Genomic DNA, 15,553 nt, shown 5'->3' with positions numbered 1-15,553 from the left:
AATTCAGAGATTATCGATATCATTTAAGATAGCCGAATGTAGCCTAGGGAATATTTTCCCGCAACCGTTGGCAAAACGTAAAATCTCACATTAATCAACTTACATATTTTAAGGTTATAAAAATCAGATGGATACAGTAACACAAGCATTACTCGGCGGTGCCGTAGGATATATGGTTGCTGGTAAAAAATCCCCACGAAAAGCGGTGTTATGGGGAGCAGCAATTGCCGTGTTACCCGATTTAGATATCTTTATTCCCCATGAGACTGATCTGGCTTCAATGACATTGCATCGAAGTTGGAGTCATTCCTGGTTTGTCCAGACGGCTGTCGCTCCTCTACTCGCGATCTTATTGCATCGTTTTGATAAAACCTTCAGCTACTTCAGCTGGTTTTTGATGACCTGGTTGGCCTTAATTACCCATTCAGGGCTGGATGCACTCACCGTCTATGGTACGCAATTATTCTGGCCGTTAATGCCGAGTCCGGTTTCTGGTGGCAGTGTGTTCATTATTGATCCGACCTACTCCATCCCGCTTTTAATTGGTTTTTTAGCGGTATTAATCGCACCAGATAAAATCATCAGTACGAAACTCATGCGTTATACCTTTGCTTTTAGCTGTGTGTATCTAACGTGGGGAATGCTTGCTCAAGAGTGGGTTGAACATCAAGCTGAGAGCACTTTTGCTGAGCAAGGTATTGAGATCGATCATATGCAAGTCTCTGCAACCGCTTTTAATACGCTTTTGTGGCGAGTGATTGCCGTCAATGATGAACACTACTTTGAGGGCTTTCATTCTGTATTCGAGGGTCGTCAGCCCATCATTTTCAAAACATATGATCGTGGTGCTGAGCTCATTGATAAAGTAGAACATTACCCGGCTTATAAACGCATAGACTGGTTCACCAACGGCTTATTCAAACTCGAACTGCAAGGTGATCATATCGTGGCTTCAGATTTACGCATGGGGATGGAGCCCAGTTATTTTTTCCGCTTTAACATCGCAGAAAAAGGTCAGCACCAATACATACCCAGCATTCCGAACCGATTCGCAACCAGCAATCACCGTAAGGAAGGTGTTCGCTGGGTCTGGCAACGGATATGGAATCCAGCTGTCGAATTTAACCCTCAGCTAAATTAGTATTTTTGTGTTGATTAACAACACGTTTAACAGGTTTTTTGTTTCGCCTAACTTTGGTGTAATGGTGTCATGACACAGACAAATGAAAGCAACATCACAAATAGCCTGCTTGACTGGCAGTTTGATAATCAATTTATTCAGCGTTTACCTGCTGATCCAGAAACAGGTAATTTCCGCAGGCAAGTGCTCGGTGCTTGCTTTTCCTATGTCACACCAAGAAAAGCAACATCACCGACGTTGATAGCCTACTCAGCAGAAATGGCCGAAGAACTTGGACTTAGTGATGAGGATTGTCACAGCGACTTATTCAAGCAGGTTTTTGTCGGCAACCAACAACTTGAAGGCATGCAACCCCATGCCCAATGTTATGGCGGTCACCAGTTTGGTAATTGGGCTGGTCAGCTAGGCGATGGTCGTGCCATCAACTTAGGTGAGTTGATTGGCAAGTCAGGACAACGCTGGAGCTTGCAATTAAAAGGTTCAGGAGATACGCCCTACTCTCGTACAGCTGATGGTCTGGCCGTGTTGCGTTCATCCGTACGTGAGTTTTTATGTAGTGAAGCCATGTACCATCTTGGCGTGCCAACCACCCGAGCATTGAGCCTTATCACCACAGGCGACGATGTGATTCGGGATATGTTTTATGATGGCCGGCCACAGAGCGAACCTGGTGCAGTCGTCTGCCGAGTTGCGCCCTCCTTTCTGCGTCTGGGCAGTTATGAAATATTTAGTGCCCGTGGCGACAGCGAAACCTTAAAAACCTTGGTCGATTACACCATTGATACGTTTTATCCTCACTTAGGTACGCCAAGTAAACAGAGCTACTTAGATTGGTTCCGAGAAATCTGTGAACGCACAGCCGATATGGTGGTTGACTGGATGCGAGTGGGTTTTGTGCATGGTGTGTTTAATACAGATAACACATCCGTGCTCGGCCTGACTATCGATTACGGCCCTTATGGCTGGATTGATGACTACGATCCCAACTGGACGCCCAACACCACTGACGCAACCGGTAAGCGTTATCGTTTTGGTGCACAACCACAAATTGCCCAATGGAATCTATTGCAAATGGCTAACGCCATCTATCCACTGATTGATGATGCTGAAGCGTTGAGAAATATTCTGAATGACTATGTCACTGTCTATACAGATAAATGGCAACAGATGCGTGCAGATAAATTGGGACTATCTGAATTTAAGCCTGGAGATGAAGAGCTACATCAGGATCTAAATCGCGTTATGCAACTCACCGAAACCGATATGACCTTGTTCTATCGGCACCTCGCTGATGTAAAAGTCACTGATAAAAAGAAAACCGATGATGAGCTTCTCTCACCCTTAATGGTGGCTTTTTATTCACCTGATGCACTCAGTCAGGCAGATAAAAAAGACATCGCCAACTGGGTCAGAGATTATCTCAACCGTGTTGAGGAAGAAGGCATCAGTGACGAAAAACGTAAAACAAAGATGAACGCTGTAAACCCCAAATATGTTCTGCGTAACTATTTGTCGCAGCTTGCCATTGATAAAGCGGAACAAGGCGACCCTAGCCTAATCAATGAACTGCTGGAGGTGATGCGTCACCCCTATGATGAACAACCACAATATGAAAGCTATGCAGCAAAACGCCCTGACTGGGCCAGGAACAAACCCGGCTGCTCTATGCTCTCATGTAGTTCATAGTCTGTAATTTATTAAGGAAATGACAGTGAACCTGGTCAAGACGCTCTCCGCTTTCGCTTTTATCATTAGCAGTTCATTTGTTGCTGCCGATATCAGTCGGGATAAAGATCTTAATGTTGAAAAAATACTGTCTGATATTCCTGTCGCATGGGGCATGGATTATCTGAATGATAATGTTTTGCTGATCAGCCAGCGCGATGGACACTTGTATCAATTTCATCAGGATACAAAACGATTACATGAAATTACCGGCTTACCCGTCGATATTCTGGTGCAGGGCCAAGGCGGTTTATTCGATGTCAAACGCTCACCAGACTATGAAAAAACAGGCTGGATTTATCTGAGTTATGCCAAAGATGTGGATGACGAAGGTGCCACCACTCTGGCTAGGGCTAAAATTGAAAACAACGCACTCACCCATTGGCAGGAATTACTGGTGACACAATCGCGTACCGGTAACGATGTACACTACGGTGGACGCATTACGTTTGACGGCAAGGGCCATATTTTCCTGTCAGTCGGCGAACGCGGTGAACGTCCCAATGCGCAGAACTTAATGACTCATGCCGGCACGATTTTACGCCTCAATATGGATGGGACGGCACCAGCTGATAACCCCTTCGTTGGCAAAAATGAAGCCCTGCCGGAAATCTGGAGTTATGGCCACCGAAATCCTCAGGGTCTGTTTTATAACCAGCAAACCCAGCAGTTATGGGAAATTGAACATGGCCCCCGTGGTGGCGATGAAATCAATTTAATTGAAGCTGGCAAAAACTATGGTTGGCCTGAAATTTCTTATGGAAAAGAATACTGGGCACCGCTTTCTGTGGGACATGGTACTCACGAGGAAGGAATGGAACAGCCCATTAAAACCTATATCCCCTCCATCGCACCCAGCAGTCTCATCCAATATCAGGGCATCTTATTTCCAGGTTGGCATGGAAAACTCATTATCGGCGCACTCAGCTTACAACACCTGAATATTGTCAGCCTCAATGATAAGAATGAAGCCACTGATGAACAACGTTTATTAAACACACTGTCCAGTAGAATACGAAATGTCATTGAAGCACCAGATGGTGCTTTGATTATTAGCACTGATGCTGGTGACATCTATCGTATTTCACCCTCATTATCAAATTAACAGCTGCCGAATCTTAATTTGAATATGCGCCTGCCACATCTGTTGGCAGGCAAACTCTCTTCTGTTCAGCGAAGAAGTCATCGCCCACACCATAATGCGCCAGTTTCATGGTGTAAAACCGATCAAAGTAATCTTGCACGGTCTGTTCAATTTGCTGATTAAAACCAACAGAAGCCGTAACTGTACGGCCATTGGTGCGTTGTGTTATCCGCCCATCATCAAGCACAAGCTCACCGTTCTTAAACACTTTTTCTGCATGACGGAACATTAGCGATTTATTCTCTTGTTCACGATAAATTGCGATGTCAGCTCTCGCCCCAGCTTGTAACATACCTCTGTCTTTTTGACCCAATAAACGCGCAGGTGCAGCTCGCGTCATGATGGCTATCTCATACAAACTGAATTCTTTTTTCAGATCTTTTAACAAGGTCATCTCGGTAATTTCAGGATGCAGATTTTCCAGGCAAGCCATGCGGTATTCATAACTCATCAATAAGTGTAATAAATCTGGATAACGGGTGAATGGCGCGCCATTAGGGTGATCAGTGGTAAAGAAGAGTCGCCATGGATCTTCAGATAATAAGAAAATCTCCAGACCTATCGCCCACTGCAAACCATTCACAAAACTGGTTTGTTTGTACTGATAAGGCACAATACCGCCACTACCCTCATTCTCAGCATGCCAGACGTGCCATTTATTCGGGCTGGCATCACCACGGCGAGCAAACTGAGCCATAACGTCACCTGATAACGTCACTGTTTGACCGAACAACACTTGCCCGACGTCCATCGTAATATTGGGATAGCGATTAAACGCTGCCATCAATTGCGCCGCCGCTGAAGAAAAGCCAAATTTACCTTCGTTGCCATAACCATAAAACTGCACATGCGCCAAATGCATAGGCAATCCCTGTGCAGCTTCCATCGTATCCACAATCGTCTGAATGTTGCCTGGTGTACCTAAGTTATTACAATGAACATGAACAGGATGCGGTAAGCCAGTCTGAACCGCAGCTGTTTGTAGGGTTTGTAATAACTGACGAGACGAAATACTGTAATCAGTCAACACATCATCCAGATTGAATGTCTCGGCACCATCTTTAAATGCCTGTGAACCACCGGCGTTGATCACCTTCAATCCCAAAGCCTTTGTTTTATGTAGCGTCCAAGCCACATAATCATTGATTTGTGATTGACTGGCACCCTGCCTGATTAAATTGACCAATAAATCATCACTACCGAGGATGGCCAGGGCTGCAGTGTCAATAATAGGAATATCAGCAAATTCGGCATGCACTTGTGGCGCATTTACTGGCAACATGGCAGGCTCTACCACCATGCTATAGCCCATCTCAGTGTATTTATAACCAGTTTCAAACGACGACCAGCGTGCATTGGCAAAAGGTGTTGCTGCTTGTCTCATTAAGTGATTCCGGTGCTGTTCAGGCAGGAGTAATCGTGCCGTATTCACATTGCCACCAGCGATATGGCTATGAATATCAATCCCTCCCGCCATCACGATGTCACCATTCACATCATAAATAGTGGCTTTCTGCTGTTGCTCTATAGCGGGTGCGTTACAGATTCTGTCATCTCTGAACCAGATATCACGTATCTCCCCATGCCAGTTTTGAACAGGATCATAGGCACGGGCATTTTTTATACACGAATACATAAAACCTCATTGATGCTTGAGAATAAGACAGTCTGATAATCCGGCTTTTATAGCTTCAGTTGATAACACAGTGATGCTGATAAATTCGATCAGACTCTCGGTTAACACGGCATCGCCTTGGTTAAAATTAAGCTCCGTGTTCACCTGGTTGATAAAAAGTGTGCCTAATTGAGTACTTACAACAGCTTTAATACGCGCTACGTTCAGCTGCCCACAAAAATGCAATAACGCCGCCTCATCAAATTGATGTCGACTATCGAAACGAAACCCAAGGCTAGCCCAGCTCTCTTTTTGGTGCTCATAAACCACAATGCCAGCTTCTGAATATTGATTGATAACGTCCTGCTGTTGTTTTGTCTGAGTCACTTGTTGCCAGATGGCGCGTTTAAATAAGGATGGTATATCCAGCCATGAAGGAGATAATTGCCCCCACTCTGTCATCTGTATTGGAGTGGCCTGAGCTTCAGACTGAGCTAAAACAGTCTGCATCTGAAGCAAGTCAGCCGGATTTTGCTTATCGTATTTATTGACGACAATCAGGTCAGCCACCGCTAGTTGCTGCAAAAAGATGTTATGAGTTGTGTAACGTTCATCATTGAAATGACGGGCATCAACTAAGGTAATCGTCGCGCCTAACTCAATCCAATTCTGATATTGCTGACCAGAGAGTATCTCGAGAATTTCTTTCGGATGCCCTAGCCCACTCGGTTCAATCAATAATCTATCGGGTTTTACTTCACGTAAAATCTGGTTTAATGCCACTGTGATAGGCAAGCCAGCACTACAACACATACACCCGCCGGGGACTTCCTTAATGAGTAAACCAGGCGAAGCTGACTCCGCTTCGAGCAGCGTTTTATCCAGTCCTATCTGTCCAAATTCATTCACTAATACAGCCCAGCGTTCAGAGACTGGCTTTTTTGCCAATAAATGATTAATGGACGTGGTTTTACCCACGCCCAAAAAGCCGGTAATGATGTTGGTCGGGACTCTTCTCAGCGGTTTAGTGCTCATGAAACCGGTGTAGCTGTTGCCACATCAAGGCAGCAAATACAGCAGTTATCACAAGTAGTTTCAGCAGGCTTTGCCATAAACCTGATCCGATATTACTGCTGTAATTAAACGCAGGAATTTCATCAAAGTCTGCTTCTTCGAAAGCTTTGTCAGGAAAATAAATTGACCAGAAAAAATGACGTATTTGTTGATGGTACCGTTCAATCTGCTGATTAAAATCGAGCTTGGCCAGCGTGTCCGCATTGGCTAAACGATTAAAACCATATTGCATACTCATCACTGGCGAAAACCAGGAAAAGGCTTGCCCTTGTTGATAGCTCGCTAACTGTGTCTGATGGCGCTGACTAACTAAATCAGCCACAATCACATCACTCATTTGTTGCTGCCCGTAATACCAACGCCAATCAAATTCATCACCCAATGGTGCCGTAGGAGTCCATTGGGGAAACAGAGCAAGATACGCAGCAAAATCCGCTTTTTTATCTTTATCCCAGCTATCATTCATATACTGACGCTGTTCAAATACAATAGCCGCATCTTTACCGGCATCCTGTTGTTGAATCTGATAAAGATAAGCTAAACCGGGTACCACAAAGGTAAACACCAGCCAGATAGTAATAAATGACAGATAGTTAAAACTGGCTTCTTTATTCAGAAATACAATCCAGCCACAAATAAACCACCAGCACAGCTGATAGAAGATGATCTGAGCTAATACGCCAAACCAATTGCTATCAAGACTGATTGAAGTGATTAGCGTGGCAACAACTAACAAAACTATATTGACGATCAGTACCATCAACGCCGGTATTGTCATTTTTCTGAAGATCAACCTGGCACCTCTGGGAACCTGGGCGACTAACATGGGCCAGCGACCGGTATTTTTTTCATCTGCTAAGACATTGATACTCATTGCGGCTATTATTAATGGCATCAAATATAACCAGAGGAAGGACAAATCAAATTGCCCAAACCGTTGAGCATCCACATTGCCTGGTGCAGTTGCATTGACCTGATTTTGTAAGCCTAATAACCTCACCCGAAGATGCGTCGCAGTTTCATCACGTTCACCACGAAATATGGCAGACCAGGCTTGCGGCGTTTGTGACACAGGATGAAATAAGTAATAGCCCATATAGCCTGGAAGAAGCTGGTTTTTATCATACTGATCACGATAATGCTGAATATCATCCTGATAATGGGCTTGAGAAAATTGGTAATGGTCGAGTTCACGTTCAATTTTTGCCTGACTTAACGCAATGGCAATCACACCAGCAACGAGATAAGTCAATAACAACCATTTATTCAGTCGATTCGCCCAAAACAATTTCAATTCAAAAGAAAACAGACTCATACTAAGGTCACCTTCGGCCTAATAACCATAATCGCTGCCAATAAACTCAGCAACCAAAGTCCTATCATGGCAGCTGACGATGACATAAATGTCCACTCCTCATCTAATTTAGCTGGCTGATAGTCAAACTCTGCAAGCTCAGCCCAATGAGATTTGGAGATCCGATGGTCACTATTATCATGTGCCATATCCACTTCGTTAATATGTAAATCATTCAATGACTGAATCAACTGATAACGATAGGCTTCAGCGGCTTGTTCGTATTGTCTGATCTGCTGGTAACTGGTCGCACTCAGCAGGTTAGATAAACGACTTGTCACTAAAAAAGGCGAGAACAGTGACCAGCGTGACACCCAGGCATTTTGCTTAGCTATCTGATTTAAAAGCTGTCCATACTGTTCTTCAAAGACTTCGCTGGTAATACGCTCTCCCTCCTGCATCAACAGGCCCTTCCAATTCACCGGTAAATCCTCAACACGTTCAACACCGTATTTTTTTAATGTTTGCTCACGAAAATCATTGAAATACGGATCATCCGGATCATGAGAATCCCCGACTTTGGCAACGGCCTGGGCTGTCTGAATATCAAACACTGCATTATCTGGAAGTGGATAACGCCACTCGGCAACGGCATAGGCCAGCTTTGGTAAAACCACCACCATCACTAACCACAATAGTAAGGATGTTGAGAGACTTTGATTATTAGCGCGAGACAGCGTTGAAACGAAAAGGATAAGGCTGACCCATATCACGCAATACAGAAAATACAACACAAATAACATAGCAAAACGAACATAGACATCGGCCTCTACCGCAGCCATCACTAAAAAGATAGCAGCGACCGAAAACACCAATGCCAGGAAAAGTAATGAGATAAATAAAAATGCCAGCGCTTTACCGACAATCATCTGCCTGAAACTGACACCCAGCGAGATAATTTGACGCAGCGTGCCCTGCTGACGCTCACCACTAATGCTCTTATAGGCCAGAGCGATCAGTACCAATGGCCACACCACTAATATCAAGGTCGCCCCGGATAAATAGCCCAACTGCATATAACTGTGACTACTCAGATATTGTTTGAACTGGCTGCTGTTTTGTCGGTGTGCTTCCAGAAACAACACGTTACCCACAAATGGATTCACACCCGCATCCATAAAACTCAGTGGAGAAATTACGCGAAACACCATCGCCCCATAATGTGCAGCTCGGTGTGGATGACGATCAGGCTGAGCCTCCCACTTTTCATCGTTGGTTTGCTGCCATTGTTGCTGAACCGCTATAAAATCCTGCTGTTGCTGCCAGTGACTGACAGCAACCAGCAAGGTGAGAGAGATCAGCAATGGCAGTAAAATTTTTAACGTTTTATGTCGCCATAACTCGCTAAGCTCATGACGAGCAATAGAAAAAATCATTTTACTGACCTACTTACTTAAAGCGATATGAAACAGACAATGATGCATTCACACCATTTCCGGGGGAATGAATCGTATCAGTACCATCAGTGCCCCAGTCATACACATATTCATAATATTCATTGAATAAATTATTGACTCGGAAATTAATATCACCCCAGCCAGCGTCATAGTTCAGACTGGTATTAACGAGGTTGTATTTACCAAACTTTCCGCCTTCATTAGTGGTGTTCACATAACTACCACTTTGCGAATCCAGCGTGGTTTGCCACATCAGCTTTGGTGTGAGCTGGTAATTTACACCAACTGAAGCCGTATAATCTGGCACGCCAATTAACTGATTACCATCCGTTGCGCCAGGTGTTTGAATTTCTGATTCTATTTTTGAAACATTACCCCAAACCGTTGTTTGCGTATTAGCCTGCCAGCTAAAGCTCAGATCCACGCCCTGACGCAGGGTTTTACCCACATTGCTAAATGAGCCATCAACTAGTTGTATGTATTCATCACTGGCTCGCTGCTCCCAATAAGAAAGACTCAACTCTAAAGTTGATAAAGCCGCCCATTTACTACCCAGCTCCCAGCCATCATTCATCGACACATCACGTGCTGAAGTGTCGCCAGCTGTGTAGGCATTTTTTCCAACCGGATGCTGGAAGCTTTGGCCATAGTTAAAAAACACGGTGACATCATCTGTCGGATAAATAAACACATTCAATTTAGGCTGAACAATGGTGCCAAAATCATAGATATTGCGTTCGTTTTTACTGATTGAGTTCAGATCCTTATCCCAGTACTCTCCACGCAGTCGATCTGCACGCATGGCAGCATTCCAGGATAGCCAGTCAACCGGAGAGTTGGAGATCTGTATATAACTACCGTAGCTGACAAAGTCATAATGACGATCACGGTTCACTGAATTACGATCACGTTCACGCTGGAATCCGACAGTACCGAAGCGTTGCTCTAACACTTCTTGCTTTTGAACATCAGCTCCCCATTGAACTTTCCATTCTGGATTAATTTCCCAGCTCAGTGTAGAGATAAATCCATAATGATCTTCTTCATCATTTCTGTTCTGTAAAGCGGTATCTTGCTTAAATCTAACCCAACGCTGACGTTCATAATGATTGAAATACGATTTTAGTGACCAGTCGAGGCTGTCTGAGAAAGCGTGGTCAAAATGCAAACTAAATGAGTTGGTATGCTTTTCACCACCATCCTGAGCAGCATAATCAGCTGATCGTGTTGGGTGTTTTTTTGCCACGTCACGATCCAGAAAACCGGCTGCATCGGCATCTATACCTGAAAAACGTGCGATAAAACCGAGTGAGGTATCATCATTAAAATCATAGAACCAACGGCCTGAAGCACTGTATTTTTCAGTTTTCTCGTTATCTCGATACCCGTCAGCGTCGCGGTAACCAAAGAAATAATTATGTCTTAAATTGCCAGTCTGCTTACCCGCATAGGCTTGTACTTGTTTTTCGTTATAGCTACCTGCAGTTACAGTGACCTCTCGGCCAATATCACTACGTGTTTCGATATTGTAGTTGCCAGCAATATTAAATAATCCATATCTTGGATCACTATTTCCCTTATAAACATCAATATTACTGATATCAGCTGGAAATAATTGATTCATTTCACTGAAACCAGAGTGTGTGTTAGATGGAATCCCGTCTATCAGTGTTGCCGCATGAGGAGTCGTTCCCTCAGCAGAAAAACCTCTGATACCCATTTCAGAGTCAACAATGCCTTGGTTATAGCGAGCCAAATACACACCAGGTACCCGCGTAAATAACTCCATGACATTAGTCACTTGTTGTATCTGAATCTCTTCTTTGCTTATTTCATTCACAGAACCCGCCAGATTATCTTTCACATAATCAGGCGCATCACTTGTAACAACCATCGGAGCAATTTCAGCAGGTAAATCGCTATCAGCCATCAGAAGTACTGGGAATAAACTTGTCACAACCAGTGTTGAGGGAAGTGTTTTTTTCACTAAAATAATCCTTAAATTAAGCTGAGAATTGCTCAAAGTATTGTTCTGTTAGATCAGGTAACGTCAGATCATCATTTTTTATTAGCTGTTTTAATTTCCCCTGACTCATAATGCCGATCTGGTCTGCTAATTGATGAGCACATAGCAGGTCATGGGTGACAATCAAAACCGCAGTACCGCGTTGTTTGATGGTATTGACTACTTCGATAAATTCTTGAGTGGCAACAGGATCCAACCCGGATGTGGGTTCATCCATCAAAACCAATTTGGCATGTTTTAGCAGTGCAAAGGCAATCGCCACTTTTTGTCTCATGCCTTTAGAAAAACTACCGATTTTTCGCTCTAATTGTGCTTCTGTAATCCCTGTTCTAAGCAGCACATCCTTGATATCTGACTGAATGACTTTTACACCGGCAAGCTCAGCGAGATAGCTGATATTTTCTACGGCAGTAAAACTCGGATAGAGATGAACATTTTCGGGGATATACATCATCTGCTCACGGCACTCAGTCCGCTGATGATACATATCGATACCATCCAGAACAGCACGACCAGAATCTGGTTTAACAAATCCTAATAACATATTGAGTGTAGTTGTTTTTCCAGCACCATTAGCACCCAACAGACATAAAATTTCACCAGAATCTACTGTAAAATTTAACTCATTTACAGCATGGTTCTTCCCATAATATTTGTTCAAATTACTGACTTCTAACATGTAGTTTCGTGTCCATGACCTATTATTATTTGATAATTATTCTCAAGATGTTGATATATCATATCAAATTTAATTATAAATAAAACCCAGCGTTTCTGGGTTTTTATTGTTGCTGACAGTGCTCACATAGCCCATGTAATTCCAACTGGGGACTATTTAATTGAAAATGATTTTGTTGAATGCTTTTTTCTAATGCTTCAATAAGCTTAGTATCGACCCCAACTTCACTGACTGACTGGCAATTATCACAAATCAGAAACTGTGGTGTTTCGTGTTTATGTGTGCAAGTAATATGAGAACAAGCAAGAAACTTATTGGTTGAGGCCAATTTATGGACCAGGCCCTGTTCAATAAGAAATTCGAGCATTCGATACACTGACATTGCTGGAATTTTTTCACCCAATTTTTGCTGATAGAGATCAGCGAGTTCATAGGCAGACTGAGGATGAGCATTTTCAAGAAGAAGCTCCAACACCACTTTACGTTTAGGTGTCAGTTTGCCTCCATGCTCAATACAACTTTTTTCAGCTTGATTTATTGCTTTCTCTTTATCCATAACATCACTTAAAGGTGTAGCGGTCATCAGGCGCGAACATTAACGATGACAGGTCAATCATAACGGAATTTTAACAATTAACCATCCTATCAGGAATTAACTCCGAAACAGACTATGAATTATTCCTATGCGAAATCAATACCGAGAAACAAACGTCGGTTATCTGGACTGGCTAGTGGCGATCGATGAACTAAACCATCCACTCTGGACTCAGTCCAGCCCTGCCCCTTCATCAATAAAACATCACCTGGCATGGCTTTTTGTATGGAATCCTCATGCCAATAAATGCCTGAGCTTTCATCAGGCTGACCATTCGCTCCTGCACCAAGCTTGTCTCTATTGACATTATCTTCCAGTAACCACTGTGTTGTATCACCTGTATAGGTTGTGACCAGGCGACATAATAATTTATCGACATGAAAGCGTGGGCACATTGTTTTATCTAATAACTCCAGTCTTAAGCCGACATGCGTTAAATCAAATAAATCTGCAAACACTTCCGCCAGAAACGTCATATCATTTTCCAGTGCAGTAAATGCCTGTTGTTTTAATGAGGCCCTCAACCATTCTTTCACTTCACTGGGTTTCAACACCGCCCTGAGCGCAAAACTTGAATGGGTATTCACTAAGCCAGCAATATCATCAAGCAATGCTGAACTTCTATTTCTGCGCCATAAAGTCAAGTTAATATTTTCACTATATATACTTGATAAATCATACACTTCAGATACATAGTTAATGTTACCTGGAAACTCAACCTCTTGTCTTTTTAATGCTGTCATTGCATTTGCCACGCTGGAAAGGGGTCAGGTAATGTCTGCCACATTGACTTACCCGCTAATAGTTCTTCATCCGTCAATAAGCAAGCATCTAATTGCTTTTTGACCTGAGTTTCATTGAGATTCTGTCCGATAAAAACCAACTCCTGACGCATATCACCAAAGGGTTCTTGCCAGTTCTCCATAATGACTTCAATTGATGCATCATCTTGTGGCCAGCGTTCAGTAGGGACAGCCTTCCAGAACATACCCGCGAAACCATGATGGGCAATACCACCGGCCTGATTCCATTGCCCGGCAAACTGCGGGCGACTGGCTAACCAGAAATATCCCTTAGACCGGATTAATTTTCCACACGGCCACTCCTGATGCAGAAACTCATAAAACTTCCGCGGATGAAAAGGCTTGCGTGCTGTATATGAAAAACTACTAATGCCATATTCTTGCGTTTCAGGAATATGCTCACCACGGGCCTCTTGTAACCAGCCTGGTGCTTGTGACGCTTTATCAAAATCAAACTTATGTGTGGCCAGAACTTTTTCCAGTGGTACCTGGCCATGTTTCAGGGGAATAATTTCGGCGAGGGTATTTAAGCTTCTCAGTATGGATGTCAGCTCATTCAACTCTGCGGTGCTACATAAGTCAGTTTTGCTGATTAGAATTACGTCGCAGAATTCGACTTGTTCTATTAACAGATCCGCCACACTACGCATATCGTCTTCACCGAGATGTTCGCCAGTATCTTGTAATAACTGCGCTTCACGAAAATCTTTTAAAAAGTTGACGGCATCGACCACCGTTACCATCGTATCTAACCGGGCAATCGTCGATAAACTCTCCCCTTCTTCATCGGCAAAGGTAAACGTCTCGGCGACGGGTAAGGGTTCGGATATACCGGTTGATTCAATCACCAAATAATCAAACCGACCTTCATCTGCCAAACGTTTTACTTCAATCAGCAAATCCTCACGTAAAGTGCAGCAAATACAGCCATTGCTCATTTCAACCAGCTTTTCTTCTGCCCGATTAAAATCCACTTCGTTATTTAATTGCTGAGCATCAATATTAATTTCACTCATATCATTCACAATAACCGCGACTTTCCTACCCTCACGATTATTCAGGATATGGTTTAGTACGGTGGTTTTGCCTGCGCCAAGAAAACCTGACAAAACAGTCACTGGCAGGCGCTTATCGTTTGTCTTCATAACGTCGTTCTCTTTTTTCATTTATATTCTTGATATCGGTACTGTATTCTGCCGTTGGCCTAATCAATAACCGTGCTAAGCCAATCGGTTCTCCACTTTCTATGCAATAGCCGTAATCTCCTTGGCGTATCCGCTGCCTGGCTTTGTCAATTTTAGGAATCAGCTGACGCTTACGATCGGCCAGTCTTAATGCAAGCTGAGCCTCTTCTTCCAGAGTCGCTCGATCCGATACATCACTGACTCTTTCATAGTTAATGTCCACCTTTGATGCTTCAATTTCATCCAGTGTCTCTTGCCTCAACTCAAGCAACCTGGAATCAAAAAAAGCTAACTGCTCAGCATTCATATAGTTAGCTTGGTCCATAGCCAACAAGGCTTTTTCATCCATTACTTGGCTCCATCACTAAGGATTTTTTAGTGACTAACTTACGATTCCAGAAATGCCCACTCATAATCGCCAGCGCCGAAGGAATCGTAATCCAGAACTCATAATGCTCGGGCAGAAAAAAGGTCGACACCATGGCACTGATTCCCAGAACCACTAGAATCATGGGGACATGATTACCATGCCTGATATAGGCAAAAGGTAAGCTCAACAGAGCAAATAAGATAACCGGTACTAACATCACCTGATGTATCCAGGGTGAGTCCAGCCAGGCGCTGACAGCACCTAATGCCGCTAACCCCATCAACATCGATGTAATAACACAATGCACTAAGCACAAGCCTGAACAAGCAATTGCAATATTGTCTTTCATAAGCACCTCTTAATTTATGATATATCGTATCATATTGTTAAAAAATAACGGATGCAAGAAAAATGATGGTTTAAACTAAAAATGGAATTAGACGTTT

Annotated in this window: 14 protein-coding genes; 3 read left to right on the top strand and 11 right to left on the bottom strand. The window is 43.3% G+C overall.

The window, feature by feature from the left end; all coding sequences use genetic code 11:
- The first annotated feature begins 127 nt into the window (after positions 1-127).
- From AC13DA_RS09615 to AC13DA_RS09605, 3 genes are all read left to right on the top strand, one after another.
- Positions 128-1,141, top strand: coding sequence for a metal-dependent hydrolase (locus AC13DA_RS09615; RefSeq protein WP_284451626.1), 1,014 nt, complete (start codon positions 128-130; stop codon positions 1,139-1,141).
- Between the two features lie 69 nt (positions 1,142-1,210).
- On the top strand, positions 1,211-2,827 hold the full coding sequence (locus AC13DA_RS09610) for a protein adenylyltransferase SelO (RefSeq protein ID WP_284451625.1): 1,617 nt from the start codon (positions 1,211-1,213) through the stop codon (positions 2,825-2,827).
- 19 nt (positions 2,828-2,846) lie between these two features.
- Entirely contained in the window at positions 2,847-3,971 is a 1,125-nt protein-coding gene (locus AC13DA_RS09605) for a PQQ-dependent sugar dehydrogenase (protein ID WP_431522809.1), read from the top strand.
- Between the two features lie 13 nt (positions 3,972-3,984).
- On the opposite strand, the gene AC13DA_RS09600 is transcribed toward AC13DA_RS09605, so the two are convergent.
- The 11 genes from AC13DA_RS09600 to AC13DA_RS09550 all read right to left on the bottom strand — a co-directional run bounded on the left by AC13DA_RS09600 (position 3,985) and on the right by AC13DA_RS09550 (position 15,456).
- Positions 3,985-5,646, bottom strand: coding sequence for a formylmethanofuran dehydrogenase subunit A (locus AC13DA_RS09600; protein ID WP_284451623.1), 1,662 nt, complete (start codon positions 5,644-5,646; stop codon positions 3,985-3,987).
- Positions 5,647-5,652: 6 nt separating this feature from the next.
- The gene (locus tag AC13DA_RS09595) at positions 5,653-6,660 is read right to left on the bottom strand and encodes a CobW family GTP-binding protein (protein ID WP_284451622.1); all 1,008 of its coding nucleotides are present in this window, start codon (positions 6,658-6,660) and stop codon (positions 5,653-5,655) included.
- Positions 6,650-8,014 carry a DUF3526 domain-containing protein gene (locus AC13DA_RS09590; protein ID WP_284451621.1) on the bottom strand — a complete coding sequence of 455 codons (1,365 nt, stop codon included), beginning with the start codon at positions 8,012-8,014 and terminating at the stop codon, positions 6,650-6,652. Before AC13DA_RS09590 ends, AC13DA_RS09595 begins: the two co-directional genes overlap by 11 nt.
- Positions 8,011-9,429, bottom strand: coding sequence for an ABC transporter permease (locus AC13DA_RS09585; protein ID WP_482945909.1), 1,419 nt, complete (start codon positions 9,427-9,429; stop codon positions 8,011-8,013). The genes AC13DA_RS09590 and AC13DA_RS09585 overlap by 4 nt, the downstream gene beginning before the upstream one ends.
- Positions 9,430-9,442: 13 nt before the next feature.
- On the bottom strand, positions 9,443-11,437 hold the full coding sequence (locus tag AC13DA_RS09580; RefSeq protein WP_284451619.1) for a TonB-dependent receptor: 1,995 nt from the start codon (positions 11,435-11,437) through the stop codon (positions 9,443-9,445).
- 16 nt (positions 11,438-11,453) lie between these two features.
- Positions 11,454-12,155 carry an ABC transporter ATP-binding protein gene (locus AC13DA_RS09575; protein ID WP_284451618.1) on the bottom strand — a complete coding sequence of 234 codons (702 nt, stop codon included), beginning with the start codon at positions 12,153-12,155 and terminating at the stop codon, positions 11,454-11,456.
- Between the two features lie 103 nt (positions 12,156-12,258).
- Positions 12,259-12,711, bottom strand: a complete 453-nt coding sequence (locus AC13DA_RS09570; protein ID WP_273180823.1) for a Fur family transcriptional regulator — start codon at positions 12,709-12,711, stop codon at positions 12,259-12,261.
- Between the two features lie 125 nt (positions 12,712-12,836).
- Complete coding sequence (locus AC13DA_RS09565; protein ID WP_284451617.1) at positions 12,837-13,493, bottom strand: DUF1826 domain-containing protein; 657 nt, start codon at positions 13,491-13,493, stop codon at positions 12,837-12,839.
- Positions 13,490-14,698: a zinc metallochaperone GTPase ZigA gene (gene zigA, locus AC13DA_RS09560; protein WP_284451616.1), complete on the bottom strand. Its 1,209-nt coding sequence runs from the start codon at positions 14,696-14,698 to the stop codon at positions 13,490-13,492. The genes AC13DA_RS09565 and zigA overlap by 4 nt, the downstream gene beginning before the upstream one ends.
- Positions 14,682-15,086, bottom strand: a complete 405-nt coding sequence (locus tag AC13DA_RS09555) for a TraR/DksA C4-type zinc finger protein (protein ID WP_284451615.1) — start codon at positions 15,084-15,086, stop codon at positions 14,682-14,684. The genes zigA and AC13DA_RS09555 overlap by 17 nt, the downstream gene beginning before the upstream one ends.
- The gene (locus AC13DA_RS09550; RefSeq protein ID WP_284451614.1) at positions 15,079-15,456 is read right to left on the bottom strand and encodes a MerC domain-containing protein; all 378 of its coding nucleotides are present in this window, start codon (positions 15,454-15,456) and stop codon (positions 15,079-15,081) included. The genes AC13DA_RS09555 and AC13DA_RS09550 overlap by 8 nt, the downstream gene beginning before the upstream one ends.
- Between the last annotated feature and the right edge of the window lie 97 nt (positions 15,457-15,553).

It is taken from the genome of Methylophaga sp. F-2 (genome assembly GCF_056859315.1).
The sequence above is the reverse complement of the archived record's forward strand: the minus strand, read 5'-3'. Positions and strand labels throughout refer to the sequence as shown.

Coding starts and splice junctions, on each gene's coding strand:
- AC13DA_RS09615 (WP_284451626.1), top strand. CDS start 128: ATGGATACAGTAACACAAGCATTACTCGGCGGTGCCGTAGGATATATG.
- AC13DA_RS09610 (WP_284451625.1), top strand. CDS start 1,211: ATGACACAGACAAATGAAAGCAACATCACAAATAGCCTGCTTGACTGG.
- AC13DA_RS09605 (WP_431522809.1), top strand. CDS start 2,847: ATGACAGTGAACCTGGTCAAGACGCTCTCCGCTTTCGCTTTTATCATT.
- AC13DA_RS09600 (WP_284451623.1), bottom strand. CDS start 5,646: ATGTATTCGTGTATAAAAAATGCCCGTGCCTATGATCCTGTTCAAAAC.
- AC13DA_RS09595 (WP_284451622.1), bottom strand. CDS start 6,660: ATGAGCACTAAACCGCTGAGAAGAGTCCCGACCAACATCATTACCGGC.
- AC13DA_RS09590 (WP_284451621.1), bottom strand. CDS start 8,014: ATGAGTCTGTTTTCTTTTGAATTGAAATTGTTTTGGGCGAATCGACTG.
- AC13DA_RS09585 (WP_482945909.1), bottom strand. CDS start 9,429: ATGATTTTTTCTATTGCTCGTCATGAGCTTAGCGAGTTATGGCGACAT.
- AC13DA_RS09575 (WP_284451618.1), bottom strand. CDS start 12,155: ATGTTAGAAGTCAGTAATTTGAACAAATATTATGGGAAGAACCATGCT.
- AC13DA_RS09570 (WP_273180823.1), bottom strand. CDS start 12,711: ATGGATAAAGAGAAAGCAATAAATCAAGCTGAAAAAAGTTGTATTGAG.
- AC13DA_RS09565 (WP_284451617.1), bottom strand. CDS start 13,493: ATGACAGCATTAAAAAGACAAGAGGTTGAGTTTCCAGGTAACATTAAC.
- zigA (WP_284451616.1), bottom strand. CDS start 14,698: ATGAAGACAAACGATAAGCGCCTGCCAGTGACTGTTTTGTCAGGTTTT.
- AC13DA_RS09555 (WP_284451615.1), bottom strand. CDS start 15,086: ATGGATGAAAAAGCCTTGTTGGCTATGGACCAAGCTAACTATATGAAT.
- AC13DA_RS09550 (WP_284451614.1), bottom strand. CDS start 15,456: ATGAAAGACAATATTGCAATTGCTTGTTCAGGCTTGTGCTTAGTGCAT.